Here is a 17631-nt window from a genome sequence, read left to right on the forward strand (position 1 = left end):
ATGACGCCGAGCACGTCCGCGATCTCAAAGCGGAAAATCCGCTGTTGAGACTAGAAGGTAGTGACGGGCGAGTCCTTGCGCCGACGCAATATCATATTCAATCAGCGGGACGGAGATCCTGAAGAGTAGTGCTATTGGAACCAGACTGATTTTCAATCCAACTGTTAGGCTGCGATCGGCTCTATCGGCAACTCATTCAACTTCCGAGACTAAGTAAAGGAATTGCTTCTGGCGTTCTACCCTCAGTACGACAGGAGAGCCAGATGAGAGCTTCGCCAACGCCGCACGAATCTCGGCGACGCTTCGAACCGTTTTCCCATTGATGGCGTGAATTAGATCGCCAACCTTTAAGGATGTTTCCGTGCCCTCACGCTTTTCGCACTTTGCCGTTACCAAAACACCGGACCGCATCCTGATGCCCGTCAATGTCTCAGCTACATTGTTATCGACGTCCAAGCCGACGATATCCAAGATGCCTATCAGATTCCTATCCACATCCACTGCCTGACCTAGCGGATCAGCGTCCGGGGCTTTCTCGACAACAACGACGTTGGCATCGATGTTTTTTTTCCCGCGCAGTAGCCGCAGTCTTACGTGTTCTCCTGGCTTTCGTCGATATATCGAAGTGAGAAACTGTAAGGAGCTCTGGACGGGCCGGTCGTCCACCCCTGTAATTACATCTTGAGATTCAACCCCCGCTTTTTCCGCCGAGAGCCCGGGACGCACATCGGACACGATCACCCCTGTGTCTTCCGGCAGTTTGAGGCCGGCTGCCATGCCGGGAGTGATCGTTTGAACATTCACTCCGATGTCGCCTTCAATCACGCGACCAGACTTGCGGAGTTGCTCGTACACAAAGCTGACGGTGTCACTGGGTATGGCAAGTCCGGCCCGTTCGGCCTTCAACATCGCCGAGTTGATGCCAACCAGGTTGCCGGCTGTATCTACCAGGGCACCACCGCTGTTTCCCGGATTGATTGCCGCGTCAGTTTGAATATAAATGCGCGGACTGTCGGGATCAATTTGTCTTGCAACGGAACTGACAATGCCTATTGTTGCTGCATTTCGCATCCCGAGTGGACTACCGAAAGCCACCACCATTTGGCCTTGCTGCAGATTTTCGTAGTTCGCAAACTGGAGAGTCGGAAGCCTACTGGCTCGAATTTTGAGCACAGCGAGGTCTGTCTCGTGATGTACACCGACAATTACAGCATCAAAGGTTCTTCCCGGAACCTCTAGATATGTCCTGATCGGCATTTCCGCCTCGCGAGTCGGATTGAGGATAACCTGCACGCGCTTTGCACCCTCAACCAGATGGGCGTTCGTAACGATATAGCCATTTGAATCGAGTATCACTCCTGCTCCCGATAGCCGTTGCTTCACAAGATTGCGACCATTGTCGTCGTCGCTCTCTTGACGGTCGTCGTCTACACCGTATCCCAACACTTTCACTTCAACTACAGCTGGCGACACCCGCTCCGCAAGCTCTTTGAGCGAGCTGTTCAACTCGTCTAGCAGACCCTGCCGCAAAAGCACGCTTTGCGCGCTTCCTTGCGTCGTGATAATTAGCCCGAATACGAGCAATCGACCTAAGGCGTTCAACGCGGCACCGGCTTCGGATAATCTCATGATGAACCTTCCTCTTGTGCTTGAGTGACTCTTATGAGTCACAGTCAAAATCGGATGTGCTGATGTTGCCGGACATTATTTGAATCCCGCAACGCCCCACGCAGAAACTCCTTTCCTGCTCCTCAGACAACCTCTCGCAATAACGGACACATACAAATGGGTATTTGAACATGGTAGAACTCTACTTTCGCTAATACTACTAGTACAAATACAAGCACAGCTTACGCAACGGCTTAATCGAGGAAACACATTATGCTTAGTAGGCCAGCGATGATTCACTAGAAGAAGTACCAGTTGCTCGCCCATAAGAACTGGCGGTAACACTAACCGCACGATAATTCGCGACTCCAGAACCGGAAAGCGGGGATAACATTTGTTCGCAGACTGTGAATATCACTGGGTGCAAGTGTATCGGGGAGAGCTGCGCGAGAGACAATCGGAACTGAAGGAAGCGCAAACGGCTTGCCCAACTCGGGAGCTGAACTGGAATTCCTCAGATAACATTACGCGGTGGTCTGACGAAATGTATCGGATCCGACGATTCCAATCTTGTCCTGCCCGACAACAAAGGCTAAGGCAATTGTTCACAGTTGAGAGTTGAGAACAGCTTAAAAGAAGTGTAGTAGAAGCGTGGCAAACCGAAACATTTCCGATACTGATCTGGAGTTTATCCGCCCCGATGGAATAAACTCTGGAGATCTACTCGCGGCGAAGCGGAGCGCGATGTGAGTGGGCGGAAACTCGGAATCCGCGGAACAACCCACATGTTGCATATCGCAAAGGCTTGGAGGAAAGCGTGCAAGACATTCAGGACCGGTTTTTCACGATAGCAGACTCAGCTCCGGTACTGATATGGATGTCAGATCCCGACAACCTCCGCACATACTTCAATCGTAGTTGGCTTGACTTCACTGGGCGATCTCTCGAGGAAGAGCTCGGCCAAGGCTGGATTCAAGGAGTTCACCCGGAAGACATCACGAATTTCTTAGAGTCTTACACCAAGGCCTTCGATAAACATGTACCGTTCACGATTGTGTATCGTATTAGGAGGCATGATGGCGAATATCGCTGCCTTGTCGATACCGGTGCGCCGACCTTCAATTCTGATGGCTCATTCGCTGGCTATATTGGCTCTTATATCGATGAGACTGATCGGCTAGCAGCAGAAGAGGTGCTGCGCAATGTCAGCAGGAAATTAATTGACGCTCAGGAGAAAGAACGAAAACGGATCGCGAGAGAGCTTCACGACGACATCAACCAGCGCTTGGCGATGGTGGCCATTGAGCTCCGACAACTTGATTCGGCGCCGATGGTTCAGACAAAGCATCACGAGCGCATCGAGCGATTGCTCAAACGTACAACAGAGATAAGCTTTGATCTACAAGCGTTATCACACGAGTTGCACTCTGTGACTTTGGAGCACTTGGGTCTTACTGCGGCCATGAGAAGCTTCTGCAACAATCTAGGCCGTGATCAAAAGGTGAAGGTCGAATTCGCCGATAGAAATGTTCCGGATTCAATCCCGCCAGAAATTGCGCTCGCACTGCTTCGCGTGGCTCAGGAAGGCGTACATAATGCAGTGCAGCACAGTGGAGTACGGAAGTTCCAAATGGAGCTGGTGGGAACAACCGCAGAGATTCAACTCACAATTCGCGATTTCGGCGTGGGCTTCGATCCTGATCAAGCAACGAAAGGCGAAGGGCTAGGCTTATTGAGCATGAAGGAACGCATTGCTGCGTTCAATGGGACCTTATCAATTCTCTCGAAGCCTAAACAGGGGACTGTACTAATCGTGCGCATTCCCATGTAAGTCTTAAGTATATAAATGTCGGATTTGATCCATGCCGAGAGTTATGCGAGTAGAGCTATACCTTGCGGCACCTAGAACAGGCAGTTACGAGGATTGGGCTGATTGCTGAACTGGGTACTTGCGGCTCTACCTCTTAAAATATCATCCGGCGAGATGCTAATTGCACGCGGGGCCTGAGCTTGGCAGGGCGTGATCTGAGCACCGGTTCATGAGTCTTTTGCTGTGCTTCTGGCTTCTGCGAACCTGCGAGCTTGAGCAAATGCGCCTTTACTTCGTCAAATTGCGAAGTGTTCACAATGTACGACTCTCGTTGCGGCAAGACTCTGGCAATTTCGATTTGGCTTTTCTTGATACGACTCGTCATTAACGGATGGGTCGAGAGTAATCCTCCCCATTTGCCGACATTGTTCTCTTCAGCACTAGCCCGCTCCAGGAATGAGATGAATGCCTCTGGGTCATAGCCGGCCGCATACAAATATTCCAAACCAAGATAGTCTGCCTCGGACTCGAAGCCTCGAGAGAATTTGAGCATTTCCATCGGCTTCATAAAGCCGACAACCAGATGAACCGCCTGGCCTACCAGTCCTCCGCCAGCCAAGTCCAGCGGCAATGACATGAGGCTCAACATGTTAGCGCGAGTCATCTGGCGAGTAGCGTGGCGGGCGGCCACGTGTGCAATCTCATGGGCCATAACTCCCGCAAGTTCAGCTTCATTTTCAGCGATCAGAATGACCCCGTGGTTCACATACAAAAAGCCGCCTGGTAGGGTGAACGCGTTCAGCTCGTCAGAATCAACAACCTTGATCGTAAACGGCACTTTGGCATCGGAATGACTGACCACCATTTGGCCGATTCGATTCACATATTCGGTGACCCCGGGATCGTCGAGGAGTTTTAGGTTACGCTCGACGACTGCGGAATATTCCTTGCCAAGAGCAATTTCACTATCAAGGGAGTACCAGTTGCCGAAGCCTGTGTGGCCGAGATTCCGGTGGCCAATGCGGCCGACGTCATCTTTGTCATGAAGATGCTTACGGCTGTCCCGAATGTCTGGAGACACTGACGGGAGGGAATCGGTCATTTGCGCTGGTGCTGAGTTTGCGAAAATCGGGCAAAGTGTCAGGAAAAGTACTAATTTCGATCTCATAGCCAGCTGCCCCGCTTCCTGAATTCGTGAACGCATCCATGCTGGTTTGCGGCAAGCAGAAGATGAACTGGCAAGTTTGCCAGAAGTCTATTGTTGTCGTGGTAGGTAGGCGCAAAGATCACGTTGCCAGGGTCAATGGCAAGAATCATTGTCCTCATATTTGCCTCCGGCTAACATCGCGCTGAGGAATTCGGAGCAGCGTGCGATCGCTTGATAGTCAGAGTCTCTCTCTAGAGCGTCCGTACTCATTGAATAATGTCCAGTACTCATCGATTTGCGAGCATCGACAAGCCTGCGGTTCCATCGGTCGACGTGGTTAAAATGATTCGTCAACAATCGTAGAGATTCCTGATCGGCATGAGTTGAGGTATCTACCGTTGCAAGGTGAAGGCCTTCGGCCGCGCGATCATGAAACACTACCAGGCGGCTGCCATCTCCAGGTAGACCACGTTGCAGTGCATGTGCGATTGTTGTATGCCAATCCTTGATGATGGCGAGATCTTTGAGAGCTGCTGTCTTAAAATTTCTCGTCATCCCTTCAACCGGTGCGCCGGCCGGAGCAGACGCTACTGCTGTCGGAAACGTCAGAACCAATTCACCTTTCTGCACACTTGCGGAACCTTGGCCGATGCGCGCAAGCGCCTCGACGTCAACAAACGCCTCTCCGTTTATTCGATAAACGAGAATTTGCCCGCTGTGACCATTTAGCACAAGTGTAAGTTCCTGAACGTCTGACTGGGCATACGCAATAGCTGCAAAGGTCAACAATACGAATATGAGTATCGATAGTGCTCGTTTCTGACTAGGCACAAACCACATTTAGACACTCCTGCTGGGGCCTCGACGCGGGGCGACAGGCGTTAAGCATGAATAGATGAGGGCAACCAATAATTGTGTACTGGCAAGAATCACAGGTGAACACTATTCCAGGTACACAGAGCCAGCCTAAGCCTGCAAGTTCTACCAGTGCCGCTTTACCTCCGTGAGACCACAATGAGATCGTGAAGTATCTTGTCCGCCACACCCTCTTGCGGAGATTCTCACTTATAAGAGTGCGGTTCATCGGCCGTCATTTACTCTTGGCTTGCCTGCTTTGCACTTCGACGTGGGCACAACTGCCAAGCGGAGAACCTGCTACACCTTCCGCTCTGGCACGAAAGGATCCACTCGGACGCAGCACTCCTCGCGGAACTGTTCTGGGCTTCCTGCTCGCCGCCGGCAAGAAAGACAACCAAGTCGCTGCGCAATATCTCAACGCTCGCGAAGGCCCAAAGGCGACCGCTGCTCTTGCCGGCGAACTCTATGTTGTCCTGAACAGGCGGCTACCAGCACGTCTCAATGAGATTAGCGACCGGCCCGAGGGCACTGCCACAAGTCTGCTTCGGCCGGATCTATATCTAGTCGGCACCATCAACGGAACCAATCTAGAGGTCACTCTTGAGCGTTTTGAGAGAGAGGACAGCGGCCAAATTTGGCTATTCTCCCGCGCAACCCTGGAAGCTATTCCCGCAATCTATGAGGAGACCCACCAAATATCAGCTGAGGATATCTTTCCACAAGCCTTCGTGAACAATTACCTATTAGGAATTCCTGCCTATGAATGGGTTTTTGTATTTGTCGGCCTTCCTCTCATCTACTTTTTGACGGCATTGTTGAATCGTTTATTGTTGCCGGTTGTTGGCTGGTTTCTCAACCGTTTCCGGCGGCGGACAGATCAACGTCCGCGACAAGTATTACCGCAACCGATTCGTTTACTGATTGTCGCAGCCTCTATTCGTTGGCTGCTCTTGGAGATGGGTCTTTCCCTCATCGCGCGGCAGTTCTGGTCAACCTTGGCCACGCTCATTACGATCTGCGCCTCTGTGTGGCTCTCGATTTTGATCAACCGCGGAAGCGAGCAATACGTTCGCGCTCGCCGGCAAAGCCGAAATGCATCGGGAGGGGCTTCCGTTCAGCGTCTGATACGCCGATCCGTTGACTTGGTATTCGTGTTTGTTGGTTTTCTGGTCATGCTCCGGCATTTCGGGATAAGCCCGACAGGCGCACTGGCCGGCCTCGGCGTTGGTGGCATTGCAATCGCGCTGGCAGCCCAGAAGACTCTCGAAAATGTAGTTGGCGGCATCTCGCTAATCATGGATGAGGCGGTGCGAGTGGGAGACGTTCTCAAGGTAGGAGAAGTCACGGGCACCGTTGACGATATCGGCCTGAGATCGATCAGGATCCGAACTCTTGATCGGACAATGCTCGTTATTCCCAACGGCCAGCTTGCGAACATGAATCTGGAGATTATCTCTTGTCGCGACAAATTCTGGTTTCACCCCACAATCACTCTGCGCTACGAGACTACATCTGCTCAAATAAGCTCCATGACAGAAGGCGTCGAAAATCTGCTGACAGCCCATCCACACATCGACAGGGATTCAGTTCGCGTGCGATTGTTTCAGATGGCCAGCTTTTCCCTGAATGTTGACGTATTTGCATACGTGTATGCATTAGATTGGAATCAGTTCTTGCGAATTCAAGAAGATCTTCTACACGGCATAATGGCCATCGCACAGCAGATCGGCGCCCAGTTTGCCTTCCCGTCGCAAACCACGTATCTCGTTACGGATTCGACAAAGAACGACTCTGCAGCTGAGTTATTGTTGCCGGAACGACTGCCCCAACCACTGAACGCCGCTTCAGCAGCTCGTTGAAGCTTCGATCTTGTCTTCCTTTCACCATAGATAACTATTCAACAGGCTGTAACTCTTGCCAGTGTTACCCACGCTCAGTGGTCTCTAGAGTGCCACTTGATATCGACACTCTGTTGATATCGAAACTGAGTGGAAGGTGACAAAGCTTGCCTTCCGAACAGCATTGAGACAAACGGAGAAAACAATGACTTTAACAAAACTTTTTGCCTTCGGAACAGTTCTGCTGCTCGGAGTAGCTGCAATGGCGCAGGAGTACCCAAAGGCAGAGCTTTCCTTCGACTACTCGTACATGCATTTCGCTCCGGCCCAGGCATTCACGAACAACAAGAGTCTGAATGGCGGTGGCGGAGCATTCGTTTATAACCTCAACCACATTCTTGGCGTAAAGATGGACCTGCAGGGATACAACAGTTTTACGGAGTCTTTCGTTATTCCTGCCACTTCAGCACTTCCTTCTGGAGCCCATGGTACTGCGTCAGGTAACTTATTTACATATCTCTTTGGTCCGCAGCTTAAGTTTCGCAGCCAGCATATGGAGCTGATGACGGAAGCGTTGGCCGGTGCCGCACACAGCAATGTTTACGGCTCCGCGTTTAAGACACTCTGCCAGCCAATTGCCGGAAGCTGCGGCGGCACCCAGAGCTCACCCTCAAACAATGGATGGGCAATGATGCTTGGCGGTGGAATCGACTTTCCCATCAACCATACCGTGTCGATTAGAGCAGCGGAGCTCGATTACGTCCTAACCCGCTTCGGGAACTTCTTCACGCACTCTAACGCCAATCAGAATAACTTCCGGTACACAACTGGAGTCATCTTTAACTTCGGTCACGGTCAGTAGATCTGACAACCGCATTTTCCGTGGGGGCACTCCCTGGCAAGGCTCCCACGGGATCTGCAGGTAGTTGTAGTTCGTTTTGTACTCCAAAGCGCCGTGGCCCTCCCCTCCGGTTTGTGCAAACTCAGTCAACATCTTGTGATTTCCGAATCTAGAATGAGAACATCTTGTGATCACGTTTGCCGCGATGGTCGATTTTGCACGGTTCCTCGCAGCGACGGACACTTTGCGGCCGACGCAGTCGCGCGCTTGAGCTCGAATGCTGTCATTCCCGGCGTGCACGCAAGTGGATATCCCACACGTCCCTGCCATTTTGCCCGCGCTCGGACCACGATGCAACCAGAACCAAGCCCGGGAGTCAAACAAGAAAGAGTGTGAAAAGTTTGACCAGAAATCAGCAGTTTACAAACGTTAGAACGACGGTATTTTCATCCGTCGTTCGTACTTAGGAACAGTCCTTCGTAGTTGCAGTACAGGAGAGTGTGGCGGATCGGTAGTGGTCGCCGATCCGATCTTACCCAGTCAGTACTGACTATGTCTTCGCTTTCGGCGGATAATTCTTGAAGAGCTTAGCCACGGCTTTATTGAGATTTTTTTCCTGCTTTTCAGGCTTGGCCTTCGGATCGAGTGTCTTGCTGGCGACGCCTCGCCAAACCAAGGTGTGATTTGTTGAGTCATACATGTCAACCACGAGCTGGCCGGTATATATGGTTGACGTTTGTCCGGTAGTCATGGAAGATCCGCCCATCCCTCCGTACCAGCCGCCCCGATACCATCCGCCCCCGTATCCCCAGTCAGTGCTATACGAAGTAAATTGTTTGTCCTGGCCGATCGCGGTTTGATATCCAAGAAAAATATCTGCCTGATCTGAATCCACTTTGCTTAAGCCTTTCGCCGCTAACTGCGCGTCGATCGACGACTTAACTTGCTTGTCTACGATATCGTTGGGAGTTTGCGCCCCCTTAATCAGAACCCACTTATACGTTTTAAACTTGCTAAAGTTTTCGGTCTTATCAAAGTTATAACGAACGTCTTGTGCGCCGACAAAACTTATTGCCACCAGCAGCACAGCAGACAAACAAGTGATTCTTGACATACGCTTCTCCACTTCTAGATTTAACAATGCCAGCCCGAGCCTGTCTTTGAGGAGTGTTATGTGCTGAAACTCACGGGAGTAGACAGGTGCCGTTCGAGGTTTCCTGCACAGGATGATAGGCGGTGAAAGGCTGAAGCGGGCACTGGCAAACCTGCCAGACACAACCGGGCAGTTTCAAGTGCCGGAGAAAGAACCGGACCCTATCGTCCGCAGATTTCAACATCGGGCACCTTGTAACAGTTCCCCGCTTCATGACCGATAACTCTGCCTGCATCGCTGAGACTTTTGACAGTTTGTTGTGACGGTTGGCAGCAGAATACTCGGCTCACAAACACTGGAGGTGCACTCATGATCTTTAATAGAGGGAAGGCATGTCTGGGCTGCCTCATTGTCCTGCTGCTCTACGCGAGTGCTATGTGCTCGCAGAGTTCAGATCCGTCGGCGGCTGCGGTTGAAGCACTTCGGCAGCAACTCGCAAGCCTGCAGACCCAAATGGCGGATGTTCAGAATCAGCTCAACAAGCTCTCTGCACGCACTACTGACTCACAGTCATCGGGTAGCCCGGCTGCTCAGCAGTCCTCTGACAAAAAAGAAGAGTTAACTGAGGAGTTGAACAAACAGGCGAAGCACCAAACGGGCGAAGCCGTGGCAACTTATGAGACCTACTCTCAGGATCCTCAAGCGGCTCCCCGAGTGGACAACTTGCCGCTTGATCCAAATTTCCCTGGATATTTTCGGCTACCCGGCACGAAAACGCTCTTGAAGATCGGCGGCTACTTTAAGAGCGACTTCATCCGCGATCTCAGGCCCGCGGGCGATCCGGAGCGCTTTATCCCTTCCAGTATTCCCGTTCCCACAAGCGGGGGTGGAACGAACTCTACGGTATCGGTGCGGCCGACTCGGCTAAACCTCGACTTCTTAATTCCGTTGGAAGACGTGGGGAGCGTACGGTTCTTCGTGGAAGGAGACCTCTTCGGCTCCAGTTCAACCACGCCACGCATGCGGCATGCATATGCGCAAATGAAGAACTTTCTGATCGGCCAGACATTCTCAAATTTCCAGGATCCGGATTCCGGTCCCGATCAACTCGATTTCCAAGGTCCGAACGCGCAGGTGTCACTCCGTAATCCGCAGTTCCGCTACAGCATTCCGTTGGGGCAAAAAACTACTTTTAGGCTAGCGCTCGAAAAAGCTTCATCGGACATCGCTTTCACGACTCCAGAGTTCAAGGCGCTACCCAGTAACCAAGCTCCGGACGGAACCGCGACTCTTCGTCATGACATGGAAAGAGGACACATACAGCTATCTGGACTATTCCGAAGTGTGGGAGCCTTCTTACCAAACGGGGTTAGTGATTCGGTATTTGGGTGGGGATTTAACTTCACTGGATCGCATAAGACATTTGGTAAGGATACTTTCGTCTACCAAGGCGTATATGGCCATGGCATTGAGCGATACTTGAACGATACATCCGGATTGGGCATCGACGCTGCTGTAACGAGCACGCAGGATCCCCATTTGAAGGCCGTTCCCGTCGTTGCCGCTTATGGAAGTTATCAACATTTCTGGATGGATAGAGTGCGGTCCTCTGTTATGTACGGATTTGTGCAAGTCGACAATACCAATTTCCAGCCCGGCACTGTTTTCCACCAAAGCAACTACACATCCGCAAACGTTATCTGGAATGTGGTTGGATCGTTGCATGTTGGCACAGAATTTCTGTACGGCTGGGTGGTGAAGAAAGACGGCTCAACGGGAAATGTTCCCCGACTCATGCTGAGCGCGAAATACAACTTTGTGAAAGCTCAGAAAACCGCGAACTAGGCTGAGCTGAATCTGCGCCATGAAGCACCATAACCCGCAACAATCTGGAGGAAGGTGATGAGTATTGCAGCAACTGCACAAGGCACTCGTGTTGATCAGTTCTTTACCGCAGCAGAAGCCCGGTTTGACCGGTGGCGGACACTGTTGGACGCAGCGCGCGCCTGGGAGGCAGGAAAAGAGAAAGATTCAAGTTCGACGTTTGCTGCCCTCCAGGAATTGAAACAATGGGAGGATTACTTCGCTTATCCCGGTCCCATTCTGATGCGCAGTCTGGAGGAAAGCATCGCCTCTGGTGATCTGAGACGAACCGTTCGATTGGTCCAGTTGATCCACGTTGCTCTTCTTACGCATTCATATCGCAGTAATCCGGCTGAGTGGGACGGAGAAGAACAGCCGGTCAGGTTAGGAGAGGGTCTTCCCGGCGGAGACGACGCTGCCGCTCACCGCCCATATTTTGAAGTGCTGGTCGTTACACCTCTCCGTCGGGATGCCTGGCCCGAAATGGCACAGGAGTATAAAAAGCTCCGTCGTCCGCAGGACAGGTTCATTTACGAATTGGTCTTTGTCGGGAGCTTTGAAGACGCAGTACTCGCATCGATTGTGAACGGCAATATCGAGTCGGTAATCGCATCCGATGGCGTTCCGTTCGCCTCCTCTCATGATGCACCGGTTTTACGTGAGTTTCTGCTGGCGAATCTGCCCTCTCATGCGTTCAGTACGCGTTCTGGCGAGCAGACTCTGGAGCTCGCAAGAGCGCTGAAGCAGATTCGTCCGGAGCTCGACATTTTTCTTCTCAGCGGAAGCGAAGTGGAAAAGATCGCAGGCGATGCCACCGCTGCGGAATATATCCGACGGATTTTCTATCAAGTCGAAGAACCGCTGGAGCTGCATCTCAGCATCCTGGATGCAATTGCGGACCGATTTGAAACTCCTTATTTTGACAATCTACAGAAATATGCCCAACGTCCCATGGGCACCTTTCATGCGCTGCCGGTAGCGCGCGGGAAATCGATTTTCAAGTCGAATTGGATTCGAGATATGGGCAGGTTCTACGGCATGAACCTGTTCCTCGCGGAATCATCCGCTACCACAGGCGGTCTCGACAGTCTGCTGGAACCCACCGGGAACGTAAAGGTCGCCCAGGAGAAGGCCGCTCGAGCCTTTGGGGCGGACCATGTATTCTTCGTCACGAACGGCACTTCAACGTCGAACAAGATGGTTGAGCAGGCGTTGCTGGGTCCCGACGATATCATGCTCGTCGATCGAAACTGCCACAAATCACATCACTATGGTGCGGTTCTTTCTGGAGCACTTCCTCTTTATCTTGAAGCCTATCCTCTGAGGAAATTCTCGATGTATGGAGCAGTTCCTTTGGCCTCCATAAAACAAGCCCTACTCGAACTGAAAGCCGAAGGAAAACTGGACCGTGCTCGACTTCTTGTCCTCACCAACTGCACTTTCGACGGACATATCTACAACGTTGAACGCGTGATGGAAGAATGCCTGGCCATCAAACCTGACCTGATTTTCCTGTGGGACGAAGCATGGTTTGGATTTGCCAGATGGACTCCGTTCTATCGCCGGCGCACGGCGATGGGAGCTGCAGCCATTCTGGAGCGTAAGTTTAAAGATCCCGCGTATCACAGGGCCTATGAGGAGCAAAAGAAAAAGTTGGGAGATAACCTCGACCTCTCGAATCCAGAGGTACTAAAGACGCGTCTCTTGGCCGATCCTGACAAAGTACGGCTGCGAGTGTACCAGACGAACTCGACACACAAATCAATGTCTTGCTTGCGTCAAGGGTCGATGGTCCTGGTCAAAGATCAGGATTATCACACTGTAGAAGAGCAGTTCCATGAAGCGGTGTTCACTCATGCCTCTACTTCGCCCAACCTCCAGATCATTGCATCGATCGATGTGGCACGCCGCCAAATGGAGTTGGAGGGATACGAGCTGGTAAATCGAGCGATTCAATTGGCTCTTGACGTGCGCCGTGAAGTTAATTCGCACCCGTTGGTTTCAAAATATTTCCATGTTGCCGGAGCGGACGAGATGATTCCGGAAGAATTCCGCGCTTCCGGATTCGTGGATTACCTGGTTCCTGGCACAAACTGGTCCACCAGTCTGAAATGCCTGCGCGACGATGAAGTTGCGCTCGACGTGACGCGGCTGACGTTAGTGTGTGGAAGTGCCGGTTTCGACGGCACGCAATTCAAGAACATACTCGCCGCAGATTACGATATTCAGCTAAACAAAACCTCCCGCAATAGCGTGCTGCTGCAAACCAACATCAATAACACTCGCAGCGACATTGCACATTTAATCAAAGTCCTCGTCGGAATTTCGCAACAGATAGACGTGAAACTTCAGCGTGGCGGCAAACAGGCACAGCAAGCCTTCGCGGCACGCGTAAAGTCTCTGATGGAGGATGTGCCTGATCTTCCAAATTTCACTAGCTTTCACAACACGTTCCGACAAAATCCGGCGAGCACAACCAGCGAGGGCGACATGCGCTCTGCTTTCTTCGGAGCATATCGCGAGGAACAGTGTGAGCATGTGAAGCTCTCGAGTGCGGAAATCGATCGGCGTCTGAAGGAGGGTCCCGAGCTGGTCTCTGCCAACTTTGTGATTCCCTACCCGCCTGGATTTCCGATCATGGTTCCCGGCCAAGTGATCAATCGGGAAACGATCGAGTTTATGCGCAAGCTGGACGTCAAAGAAATCCACGGATTCGCTGCGGCGCTTGGCTTGAAACTGCTCACGCCAGCGTATCTCGAAGCTGCCGGCGGTCGCGGCAAAGGTATTGAACAGCCAAAGCGCGTGGCGCGGAGTTCTGCTGCTTAGGCACAGATACGGGAGATCTTCCGAAGCAGGTCGAGAGTAACTTGCGGGAGGGGTGGCTTGGCTGAGCTCTGCCTGCGCGTGGGACTGCTTTGTCCCCTTTTGAAACTGCGAAGCAAGGATGCTCCAGTTCATCACTGACAGGTTTACCAGTTGTTGGTCCTGCCGATTCTTCTGATTATGAATAGCGCAAACCAAGATTGAGAGCACCAGCAGCTATTCACTTCTGCGGCGTGGCTCTCAAACGAAGCCCTGTCAAAAAAAGCTTCGTCAAGCGGACTCTTGGGCTTCCTGCTCTCGACCTCTGCGCGGAGCGGGTTGAAATACAGAGGTGACTACATGTTTTCCTGGTTCGCAGCAACCCTCCGTCAATACCCGGAGATCGCTATCTTTCTCACACTCGCGCTGGGTTACTTTTTCGGCAAATTTCAATTCCGCGGCCTCGGTCTGGGATCGGTCACTGCCACGCTGTTGTCGGGTGTCCTGATCGGACAGATCGGAATTACGATTTCGACGCCTCTTAAGGCGACCGTGTTCTTAATGTTTCTGTTTGCTGTTGGCTACGGAGTCGGGCCACAGTTCGTTCGCGGCGTCGCGAAAGATGGAGGACCACAAGCCCTGTTTACTGTTGTCCAATGTGCGCTCTGCCTGGCGGTGCCGATCGTAATCGTCAAATTAGTCGGTTATGACCTTGGCTATGCAGCAGGACTTTACTCGGGCTCTCAAACAATCTCTGCGGCCATGGGACTCTCAACCGACGCAATCAACCGATTGGGGCTCGGCGCCGACCAAACGAAGGCGCTACTCAACTCAATGCCAATAGCTTATGCCGTGAGTTACATCTTTGGGACGGTCGGTTCGGCGATCGTCATCGGATTGCTTGGCCCTGCGCTGCTCCGTTTCGATCTCGCCAAAGCCTGCAAGGATTACGAGGAGAAACATGGCGGAACGAAGGATCTTGGTGGGGCGGGCACTGCGTGGCACCGATGGGAAGTACGGGCATTCCGTGTGCTCGCGAACAGCAGAGTCAACGGTTTGCGAGCTGCGGAAGCGGAATCGCTTGTTCCCAACGCGCGCGTTTTTGTCCTGCGCCTGCGTCGAAATGGAGTGATTGAGGAAGCAGCTGCAGACACAGTATTGCGCGAGGGCGATGTAATAGCAGTTGTAGGTGCTCGTGAAGTACTCGTAAACATTATCGGCGAGCGAGCGAAGTTAGCTGCGGTTGCAGGAGGGCGCGAAGGTACTGCGATTGGCGGGCAATCTGCACTAGAAGTTGATGATCCTGAACTCTTGAGCGTTCCAGTCGAGGGCATCGATGTTTGTCTAACTAAGAAAGAGGTGGACGGAAAGACTCTTGCTGAGATTGCGCACCAACCCGGTGCTCGCGGCGTTTTTCTGCGGAAGATTACGCGAGGCGCAGTCGCTACGTCCATTCCCATCCTGCCGAACACGAAGATATTCCGTGGCGACATTCTCAGCATCGCCGGCCGCACTCAAGACACCGCTGCAGCCATCAAGATGATTGGCGTTCCTGATCGTGCTACGGATGTGGCCGACGTGGCGTTCATCGGCGCCGGAATCGCAGTCGGCGCACTGATCGGCGCGCTAGTTTGGAAAGTAGCAGGCATACCGATAACCCTTTCAACTGCGGGCGGCGCGCTCATCTCCGGACTTGTGTGCGGATGGCTGCGCTCGGTCCGGCCGACATTTGGCCGCATACCCTCCTCGACCGTATGGTTCATGAACTCCGTCGGCCTCAACATCTTTATTGCAATAGTCGGCATCTCGGCGGGTCCAGGCTTCGTGAATGGCTTGCGGACACAGGGCATAAGTCTCTTTCTGTGGGGTGCCGTTGCCACAACAGTGCCGCTTGTTTTGGGCATGTACATCGGCAAGTACCTCTTCCGGTTCCACGACGCGATCTTGCTCGGCATCGTTTCTGGCGCGCGCACGACGACAGCTTCCCTAGGGCTCGTCTGCGATCGGGGGAAGAGCCAGGTTCCGGCGCTTGGGTACACAGTGACCTACGCAGTTGGTAACACATTCCTCACAATCTGGGGCATGGTGCTGATCGTGCTCTTAACCTTCGGATCTTCCAAATAACAACGAGGAGAAAATCATGGACCTTATGGACCTCAGCAAGTTCGAGACGTTGAGCCCGTTCGAGATCAAAGACGAGCTGATCAAACTCGCTAAGAAAACCTCCCGTACAACTCAATCAGCATTTCTCAATGCCGGCCGCGGCAACCCGAATTGGATCGCGACCACTCCGCGCGAGGGCTATTTTCTGCTAGGTCAGTTCGCAATCACGGAGAGCAAACGTGTAATGGAGCACCCGGCAGGTCTTGGCGGAATGCCGCAGGCTCAAGGCATCGCCGGCCGGCTTGACGAATGGCTTGCGAAGCACGCAGAAATGCCCGGCGCTTCCTTCCTGTCATCAATGGTGACATTTGCCGTAAAGAAGTTCGGATTTGAGCGCGACGCCTTTGTGCATGAGCTCGTCGATTCCATCATTGGCGATAACTATCCGGTGCCAGATCGAATGCTCGTACACAACGAGCGCATTGTGCACGAGTATCTGATGTGGGCCGTCTGCGGAGATCCGGTTCCAACCGGCAAGTTCGATCTGTATGCTGTCGAGGGCGGGACCGCGGCGATGTGTTACATCTTCAAATCACTGAAGATGAATCGCCTGCTGCGTCCGGGCGACACCATTGCACTGGGCACACCCATCTTCACGCCCTATCTTGAGCTGCCTCATCTCGAGGACTATGGTTTGAACTTCGTCACCATTCATGCTCCTCAGGAAAACCGTTTTCAGTTCACTGACGCAGAACTCAAAAAGCTCGAGGATCCCAAAATCAAAGCGTTCTTTCTCGTAAATCCAGGTAACCCGACGGGAATGGCGCTGAGCCGCGAGGTCATCGGTAAAATCGCAACGTTGGTTAAGACGAAGCGTCCCGATCTTTTGCTCCTCACGGACGATGTGTACGGTACCTTCGTCGAAAACTTCCGATCGCTACTCGGTGAGTTGCCGCACAATACGATCGGAGTCTACTCCTATTCGAAATATGTCGGCTGTACCGGATGGCGGCTCGGGGTCATCGCGATCCACGAAGACAACATCTTTGACAAGATGATTGCGAAGCTTCCTGAAGCCGATCTGAAAGCGCTCGACAAACGCTATGGCGCACTCACTCTGGAACCGCGCAAAGTCAAGTTCATCGATCGGATTGTTGCTGACAGTCGCGACGTAGCTCTCAACCATACGGCTGGGCTCGCACTGCCTCAACAAGTAATGATGAGTATGTTCTCGCTTGCCGAACTGATGGATACCTCCAAGAAATATCAAAAGGCATGTATGGAGATCTTGCATCGCCGTGCCTGGGCTTTGATCGGAGGCCTGGGCTTGGAGGTCACGCCGAATCCGTTGTACGACGCCTACTACGGATTAATTGACTTCGAGTTCTGGGCGCGCAAGAACATCGGCGAAGAAGCGGTTGAGTATCTCAAGAAGAATGTGCATCCGCTGGACCTTGCTTTTCGTTTGGCGGAGGATCGTGGAATTGTGTTGCTCAATGGTAGCGGCTTCGAAGCGCCAAACTGGTCACTACGTGTGTCATTGGCCAATCTCGACGACGAGGCGTATGAAGAGATTGGGCGCGGCGTTCGGTCGATCGCACGGGGATATCGAGATGCACACGAAGCTGCGAAGCGGGCCGAGAAAGCCAGGAAGGCAGTCGCCTAGCC

The 17631-nt window shown here is 52.6% G+C and carries 11 protein-coding genes; 7 read left to right on the plus strand and 4 right to left on the minus strand.

Annotation, left to right across the window (positions count from 1 at the left end; translation table 11 throughout):
- Positions 1-192: 192 nt before the first annotated feature.
- Positions 193-1629 (minus strand): peptidase S1, encoded by a 1437-nt coding sequence (locus DMG62_05465; protein PYY23902.1) that lies wholly within the window; start codon positions 1627-1629, stop codon positions 193-195.
- Positions 1630-2413: 784 nt separating this feature from the next.
- Between DMG62_05465 and DMG62_05470 the strand changes: the two genes are divergently transcribed.
- Entirely contained in the window at positions 2414-3439 is a 1026-nt protein-coding gene (locus tag DMG62_05470; protein ID PYY23903.1) for a hypothetical protein, read from the plus strand.
- 133 nt (positions 3440-3572) lie between these two features.
- Here DMG62_05470 and DMG62_05475 read toward each other — a convergent pair whose 3' ends face one another.
- On the minus strand, positions 3573-4622 hold the full coding sequence (locus DMG62_05475) for a peptidase M48 (GenBank protein ID PYY23904.1): 1050 nt from the start codon (positions 4620-4622) through the stop codon (positions 3573-3575).
- Between the two features lie 96 nt (positions 4623-4718).
- Complete coding sequence (locus DMG62_05480) at positions 4719-5351, minus strand: hypothetical protein (protein PYY23905.1); 633 nt, start codon at positions 5349-5351, stop codon at positions 4719-4721.
- 287 nt (positions 5352-5638) lie between these two features.
- Between DMG62_05480 and DMG62_05485 the strand changes: the two genes are divergently transcribed.
- Together DMG62_05485 and DMG62_05490 are read left to right on the plus strand one after the other, a co-directional pair.
- Positions 5639-7282: a hypothetical protein gene (locus DMG62_05485; GenBank protein PYY23906.1), complete on the plus strand. Its 1644-nt coding sequence runs from the start codon at positions 5639-5641 to the stop codon at positions 7280-7282.
- A gap of 184 nt (positions 7283-7466) precedes the next feature.
- On the plus strand, positions 7467-8123 hold the full coding sequence (locus DMG62_05490; GenBank protein PYY23907.1) for a hypothetical protein: 657 nt from the start codon (positions 7467-7469) through the stop codon (positions 8121-8123).
- A 529-nt stretch (positions 8124-8652) separates the two neighbouring features.
- On the opposite strand, the gene DMG62_05495 is transcribed toward DMG62_05490, so the two are convergent.
- Positions 8653-9216 (minus strand): DUF4136 domain-containing protein, encoded by a 564-nt coding sequence (locus DMG62_05495; protein PYY23908.1) that lies wholly within the window; start codon positions 9214-9216, stop codon positions 8653-8655.
- A gap of 348 nt (positions 9217-9564) precedes the next feature.
- Here DMG62_05495 and DMG62_05500 point away from each other — a divergent pair, with 348 nt between their 5' ends.
- From DMG62_05500 to DMG62_05515, 4 genes are all read left to right on the plus strand, one after another.
- Positions 9565-11040, plus strand: coding sequence for a hypothetical protein (locus DMG62_05500; GenBank protein ID PYY23909.1), 1476 nt, complete (start codon positions 9565-9567; stop codon positions 11038-11040).
- Between the two features lie 57 nt (positions 11041-11097).
- A complete protein-coding gene (locus DMG62_05505; GenBank protein ID PYY23910.1) occupies positions 11098-13884 on the plus strand; it encodes a decarboxylase in 2787 nt (928 codons plus the stop codon).
- Between the two features lie 336 nt (positions 13885-14220).
- A complete protein-coding gene (gene aspT, locus DMG62_05510; protein PYY23911.1) occupies positions 14221-15984 on the plus strand; it encodes an aspartate-alanine antiporter in 1764 nt (587 codons plus the stop codon).
- Positions 15985-15997: 13 nt separating this feature from the next.
- Positions 15998-17629, plus strand: coding sequence for an aspartate 4-decarboxylase (locus DMG62_05515; protein ID PYY23912.1), 1632 nt, complete (start codon positions 15998-16000; stop codon positions 17627-17629).
- The last annotated feature ends 2 nt before the right edge of the window (positions 17630-17631 follow it).

Source organism: Acidobacteriota bacterium (genome assembly GCA_003225175.1).
Taxonomy (GTDB): domain Bacteria; phylum Acidobacteriota; class Terriglobia; order Terriglobales; family Acidobacteriaceae; genus Gp1-AA112.

Excerpts from the sequence above, each read along its gene's own strand:
- aspT (PYY23911.1), top strand. The coding sequence starts at position 14,221 with ATGTTTTCCTGGTTCGCAGCAACCCTCCGTCAATACCCGGAGATCGCT.
- DMG62_05490 (PYY23907.1), top strand. The coding sequence starts at position 7,467 with ATGACTTTAACAAAACTTTTTGCCTTCGGAACAGTTCTGCTGCTCGGA.
- DMG62_05465 (PYY23902.1), bottom strand. The coding sequence starts at position 1,629 with ATGAGATTATCCGAAGCCGGTGCCGCGTTGAACGCCTTAGGTCGATTG.
- DMG62_05475 (PYY23904.1), bottom strand. The coding sequence starts at position 4,622 with ATGCGTTCACGAATTCAGGAAGCGGGGCAGCTGGCTATGAGATCGAAA.
- DMG62_05495 (PYY23908.1), bottom strand. The coding sequence starts at position 9,216 with ATGTCAAGAATCACTTGTTTGTCTGCTGTGCTGCTGGTGGCAATAAGT.
- DMG62_05500 (PYY23909.1), top strand. The coding sequence starts at position 9,565 with ATGATCTTTAATAGAGGGAAGGCATGTCTGGGCTGCCTCATTGTCCTG.
- DMG62_05505 (PYY23910.1), top strand. The coding sequence starts at position 11,098 with ATGAGTATTGCAGCAACTGCACAAGGCACTCGTGTTGATCAGTTCTTT.